Origin of the sequence: Burkholderia sp. Ap-955 (genome assembly GCF_011753045.1) — a bacterium.
Lineage (GTDB): Bacteria > Pseudomonadota > Gammaproteobacteria > Burkholderiales > Burkholderiaceae > Burkholderia > Burkholderia lata_D.
On the sequence record NZ_VWWH01000087.1, the window covers coordinates 24,409 to 30,649 of the forward strand.

Annotated in this window: 3 protein-coding genes; all 3 read right to left on the reverse strand. The window is 68.1% G+C overall.

The window, feature by feature from the left end; translation table 11 throughout:
- Window positions 1-65: 65 nt before the first annotated feature.
- The 3 genes from F3J15_RS30445 to hrpA all read right to left on the reverse strand — a co-directional run bounded on the left by F3J15_RS30445 (window position 66) and on the right by hrpA (window position 6,159).
- Window positions 66-1,040 (reverse strand): sterol desaturase family protein, encoded by a 975-nt coding sequence (locus tag F3J15_RS30445; protein WP_069248377.1) that lies wholly within the window; start codon window positions 1,038-1,040, stop codon window positions 66-68.
- 16 nt (window positions 1,041-1,056) lie between these two features.
- Complete coding sequence (locus F3J15_RS30450; RefSeq protein ID WP_166895881.1) at window positions 1,057-2,046, reverse strand: beta-propeller fold lactonase family protein; 990 nt, start codon at window positions 2,044-2,046, stop codon at window positions 1,057-1,059.
- Window positions 2,047-2,226: 180 nt separating this feature from the next.
- Complete coding sequence (gene hrpA, locus F3J15_RS30455) at window positions 2,227-6,159, reverse strand: ATP-dependent RNA helicase HrpA (RefSeq protein WP_345891969.1); 3,933 nt, start codon at window positions 6,157-6,159, stop codon at window positions 2,227-2,229.
- Between the last annotated feature and the right edge of the window lie 82 nt (window positions 6,160-6,241).

Below are 6,241 nucleotides of genomic sequence, written 5' to 3' on the forward strand. Positions count from 1 at the left end.
GGCCCGCATGCGCCAAAGCACATGCGGGCCGCGTGGGAGAGCCGCTCAACGTGGGAATGGCCGGATCAGGCCGATGCCGCGCCGCGCTTGGCGGGGAACAGGCGCCGGAAGATCCGCACGAACGCGAGGCCGTGCTGCGCCCAGAAGCCTTCGCCGTAGGACACGCCCTCGACCTGGTCGCGGATGCCGGTCGGCTCGACCGTGCGGTTCCACGACGCGGTGCCGAACATCATGTCCCACCACGGGAACAGCACGCCGAAGTTGCAGCCGTACTTCGTGCCTTCATGGCCGTAGCCGACCGCGTGGTGGCGGCGGTGGAAGATCGGGCTCACGAGCAGGCGCTCGCCGAGCCAGCCGAACGGCAGCCGCGCATTCGTGTGCTGAATGCTCTGCATGAAGTTCGTGAACGCGGTCAGCACGACGAACTGCGACGGCGTCACGCCGATCACGAGCGCGATCGCCGCGAAGAAGCACGACTGGATCACGTCGTCGAGCACGTGGTTGCGGTCATCGCACCACAGCGACATCTGGCGCTGGCTGTGATGCACCGCGTGCAGCTCCCACCAGATGCCGAACTTGTGCTGCCAGCGGTGATACCAGTAGCCGGCGAAATCGAGCACGACGAGATAGATCGCGAACGTGACGATCGGCTTCGAGGTCACGCCCGGCCACAGGTAGTCGAGGTTCAGGTTCGCGACGCCGTGCAGGCGCAGCCACGCCTGGAAGCTGTCGAACAGCGGCTGCAGCGCGAAGAAGAAGAACAGCGAGTAGATGCCGAGCTTCGCGATCGCCGTGTAGATCACGTCGACCCGCACGGCCCGGCGGTTCGTCCAGCGCTCGACGGGCAGCAGCGCCTCGAGCGGGCGCAGCAGCACGAACATCAGCACCATCTGCAACGCACCGACGATCACCCAGTACAGCGCGTCGTAGGTGTCCTCGTCATAGTCCATCAGGTTGAACTTGAAGAGGAGCGGCTGCACCACGTCGACGTACAGCCAGGTCTGGATGTCCGATACGAATGCATCGATCAGGTGCAGCATCGTTCTCCCCCGCCCGTCACGCGCCGTTCGCGGCGCGCCACGGCGCGCGGTCGTAGAAATAGATGCCGTGCGGCGAGCGGCCGACGGCGATCGTCTGCACCAGCTTGCGCGAAGCAAGATCGATGATCCCGACCTTCTTCGCGAAGCGGAACGTCACCCACAGCGTCTTCTTGTCGGCGGACAGCTCCATGTCGTCCGGGCCCGGCAGCAGGCCGGTGATGTCGCCGACGTTGGTGAGCGAGTTCTCGTCGATGATGCTGATCGTGTTCGCGACCCGGTTCGTGACCGCGACGTGCGTGCCGTCGGCGAGCGAGCGGAAGTTGTGCGCGCCCTTGCCGGTGTAGATCTGCTTGACGACCTTCTGGTTGCGCCAGTCGACCACCGCGACGTAATCCGCGCCGGTCATGCCGACGAGCAGGTACTTGTCGTCCGGCGTGAGCCACAGGCCAGCCGGCACCTTGCCGACCTTCATCTTCCACTTGACCGTCTGCGTCGGCAGGTCGATCGCTGCGATCTCGCCGGAAACCTGCAGCGACACGAGCAGCGTCTTGCTGTCCTTCGTGAACGCGAGGTGGCTCGGCATCACCTCGAGCGGCACGCGCTTCACGAGCTTCAGGTCGCGGCCGTCGTAGCCGTAGATGTCGACGCGGTCGAGGCGCAGGCCGGCCGCCGCGAACCACTTGCGGTCGGGCGAGAAGCCGAGCTGGTAAGGATCGTCGATCCCTTCGACGGTGCGCTGCAGCTTGCCCGTCTTCGGATCGAGGAACATCAGGCTGTTCGAGACCGAATTTGCAACGATCAGCGACGAATTGTCGGGCGTCGCCATCAGGTGATGCGGCTCCTTGCCGGTCGGCATCGTGCTGACGACTTCGCGGGTCTGCTGGTCAATCAGGGACAGCGTCGCTTCGGCCGAATTGAGGATGATCACGTTATTCGCGTGGGCGGCGGGCGCCAGCACGGCGGCGGCCAGCGCGAGCGTGCGGCCGAGGGAAAGGAAAGTGCGCATGAAGACTCACGTCGTGGAACAACCGTCATTGTAAAACGTTCGACCAGGCCGGCCGGTTGACCGAAGCCGGCATTGCGCCACTTCGACGCACGCCGCGGCGGCCCGATCGGCCGGCGCGGCAGGCGCCGCGCGGCCGGCCGGGGCCGGCCGCCGGTGCGGGCCCGGGAAACCGATGTTGCGCTAGCGCTGCATCGACTCCCAGACCTTGTGCAGACGCTTGACAGAGACAGGCATCGGCGTGCGCAGTTCCTGCGCGAACAGCGAAATCCGCAGTTCCTCGAGCAGCCAGCGGAATTCCGCGAGCCGCGCATCGGCGACGCCGCCGCGCTGCGACACCGCGCGCTGGTACTGCTGGGCGAGCGGCAGCAGGTCGGCCGACTGCTTCGCGTCACGCGCCGGATCGGCCTTCAGCTTGTCGATCCGCAGCGCGATGCCCTTCAGGTAGCGCGGGAAGTGCGCGAGTTGCGCGTACGGCGTATCGATCACGAAGCGCTTGCCGACCAGCGCGGCGAGCTGCTGCTGCAGGTCCGCATGCGCCTGCGCGAACGGCTTCGCCTGCGCGAGCTTCTTCACGAGCCCCGCGTATTCGGCCAGGATCTGCCCGACCAGCCGCGCGATTTCCTGCGCGAGCAGGTTCAGGCGGCTCCGGCCCTCGTCGCGGCGCGCGTGGAAACTCGCGTCGTCGTCGGGCAGCGGGTCCTGCAGGCACGCGCGGTCGAGCGCCGTGTCGATCAGCTGGTCGCGCAGCTCGTCCTGCGTGCCGAGCGACATGTACTGCATCGCCATCTCGCGCAGGCCCGGCAGGTTTTTCTCGAGGAACTTGATCGGCTCCTTCAGCTGCAGCGCGAACAGCCGCCGCAGGCCGGCCCGGTGGATGCGCGCGGCCTCCTCCGGCGAATCGAACACCTCGACGTCGCAATGCGTGCCGCGATCGACCAGCGCCGGGTAGCCGTACAGCGTCTGGCCGCGCCGGCGGATCTCCAGCAGCTCGGGCAGCTTGCCGAAATTCCACGTCGTCAGGTTCTCGTACAGCGCGGTCGCGCCGGCTTCCGCCGGCGCGGCCGTCTGCGGCGCCGCGCCCTTGCCGGCCTTCGCGTTGCGGCCGGCGGCGCCGGTCGTCGCTGCCGTGGCCGGCGCCTGGCCGACTGGCTCGCCGCCGTCGGCATCGCCACCGGCCGCGATCGTCGACGCCGCCGCGATCTTCTGGAACTGCTGCTGCGCCTGCGCGCCCAGTTCCTGGCGAAGCTGCGCGAGATTGCGCCCCATCGCGAGCTGGCGGCCGTGCTCGTCGATCACCTTGAAGTTCATGAACAGGTGCGCGGGCAGCGTCTCGAGCTTGAAGTCGGCCGTTTTCATCGCGATTTGCGTTTCACCCCGCACGTCGGCGATCAGCGCCTCGACGAGCCCGCCCGCGCCGAAGCGCTCGCGGCCCATCCGCTCGACGAAGCCGGCCGCATACTCGGGCAGCGGCACGCAATGCCGGCGCAGCTTCTGCGGCAGCGACTTCAGCAGCAACTGCACCTTTTCCTTCAGCATCCCCGGCACGAGCCACTCGCAGCGGCGCGCGTCGACCTGGTTCAGCGCATACAGCGGCACCGCGAGCGTCACGCCGTCGCGCGGCGTGCCGGGCTCGAAGTGATACGTGAGCGCCATCTCGACGCCGGCCATCGTCGCCCGCTTCGGGAACAGCTCGGTCGTCACGCCGGCCGCCTCGTGGCGCATCAGGTCGTCGCGCGACAGGTACAGCAGCAGCAGCTTGTCCTCGGGCTGGCCACTCTTCTTCACCTCATCGCGATACCAGCGCTCGAACGCGGCGCCCGTGTGAATCCCTTCCGGAATCGCCTGGTCGTAGTACGCGTAGATCAGCTCGTCGTCGACCAGCACGTCCTGGCGGCGCGACTTGTGCTCGAGCTGCTCGATGTCGGCGAGCAGCTTGCGGTTGTGCGCGAAGAACGCGAGCTTCGTGTCGAACTCGCCTTCGACCAGCGCGCCGCGGATGAACAGCTCGCGCGCCCGCGCCGGGTCCTGCTTGCCGAACGCGACACGCCGGCGGTGGTAGATCGGCAGCCCGTACAGCGTTGCGCGCTCGTACGCGCTGACCTGCGCCGGGCGCTTTTCCCAGTGCGGCTCCGACAGCGATTTCTTCAGCAGGTGCGCGCCGATCTTCTCGACCCATTCGGGCTCGATCTTCGCAAGGCAGCGCGCGTACAGCCGGCTCGTCTCGACGAGCTCGGCCGCCATCACCCAGCGGCCGGCCTTCTTCGCGAGCACGGAGCCCGGCCACAGGTAGAACTTGATCCCGCGTGCGCCGAGATAGTGCGGATCGTCGTCGGCCTTCAGGCCGAGGTTGCCGAGCAGGCCCGTCAACAGGGCCAGATGAACCTGTTCGTAGGTCGCCTCGACTTCGTTCAGCCGCCAGCCGTGCTCGCGCACGACGGTCAGCAGCTGCGAATGGACGTCGCGCCACTCGCGCAGCCGCAGGTGCGACAGGAAGTTCTGCCGGCACGCGTCGATCAACTGGCGATTCGACTTCTTGTGCGCGACGGCCTCTTCGAACCACGCCCAGATCTTCAGCCACTGCAGGAACTCGGAACGCTCGTCGGCAAACCGGCGGTGCGCCTGGTCAGCCTGCTCCTGCGCTTCGATCGGGCGATCGCGCGGGTCCTGCACGGACAGCGCGCTCGCGATGATCAGCACTTCGCGCAGCGACTGCTGGTCGCGCGCGGCGAGAATCATCCGACCGACGCGCGGGTCGAGCGGCAGCCGCGCGAGTTCGCGGCCGAGCGGCGTCAGCGCGTTGTCGTCGTCGACCGCGCCGAGCTCGTTGAGCAGCTGATAACCATCCGCGATCGCGCGGCCGGGCGGCGGCTCGAGGAACGGGAACGATTCGATCGCGGTCAGGTGCAGCGACTTCATCCGCAGGATCACCGACGCGAGCGACGAGCGCAGGATTTCCGGATCGGTGAAGCGCGCGCGCGCCTGGTAGTCGCTTTCCTCGTACAAGCGGATGCAGACACCGTCGGCCACACGGCCGCAACGGCCCGCGCGCTGGTTCGCGGCCGCCTGCGAGATCGACTCGACCTGCAGCTGCTCGACCTTGTTCCGGTACGAATAGCGCTTCACGCGCGCGAGGCCGGTGTCGACGACGTAGCGGATGCCCGGCACCGTCAGCGAGGTTTCGGCCACGTTGGTCGCGAGCACGATCCGGCGCGCATTCGACGCCTTGAACACCTTGTCCTGGTCGGCCGCCGAGAGCCGCGCGAACAGCGGCAGGATCTCGGTGTGCGGCGGATGGTGCTTGCGCAGCGCCTCGGCCGCTTCACGGATCTCGCGCTCGCCGGGCAGGAACACCAGCACGTCGCCGGGGCCTTCGCGGCACAGCTCGTCGACCGCGTCGACGATCGCGTCCATCAGGTCGCGCTCGGCTTCGCGCGCGGTCTTCACGCGGTCGCGGCCGGCCGTGCCTTCGGCGTTCTTCACGGCCGGACGGTCCTCGGCCACCGGCCGGTAGCGCATCTCGACCGGATACAGCCGCCCGCTCACCTCGATCACGGGTGCCGGGCGCTCGTCGGTGCCGAAATGGCGCGCGAAGCGATCGGCGTCGATCGTCGCGGACGTGACGATCAGCTTCAGGTCCGGCCGCCTCGGCAGGATTTCCTTCAGGTAGCCGAGCAGGAAGTCGATGTTCAGGCTGCGCTCGTGCGCCTCGTCGATGATCAGCGTGTCGTACGCCTTCAGCAACGGGTCGGTCTGCGTCTCGGCGAGCAGGATCCCGTCCGTCATCAGCTTCACGGACGCGCCCGGCGCGAGATTGTCGGTAAAGCGCACCTTGTAGCCGACCACTTCGCCGAACGGCGTGCCGAGTTCCTCGGCGATCCGGCGGCCGGTGGACGACGCGGCGAGGCGGCGCGGCTGCGTATGGCCGATCAGGCCCGTGCCGCCGGCGCCGAGGCCGCGGCCGAGATCGAGACAGATCTTCGGCAGCTGCGTGGTCTTGCCCGAGCCGGTTTCACCGCAGACGATGACAACCTGATGACCGGCGATCGCGCGCGCGATTTCGTCGCGCTTGCCCGACACGGGCAGGCTTTCAGGGTACGTGATCGGCGGGACCACGTTCGGCGCGACGACGGCGCGCGGCGGGCGCTCGCGGCGCGGCGCGCGCTCGCCCGTCGCAGCGGACGCATCCTTCGCGGCC

Bases quoted from the DNA above. Each gene is read 5' to 3' on its own strand.
- F3J15_RS30445 (WP_069248377.1), bottom strand. From the start codon at position 1,040: ATGCTGCACCTGATCGATGCATTCGTATCGGACATCCAGACCTGGCTG.
- F3J15_RS30450 (WP_166895881.1), bottom strand. From the start codon at position 2,046: ATGCGCACTTTCCTTTCCCTCGGCCGCACGCTCGCGCTGGCCGCCGCC.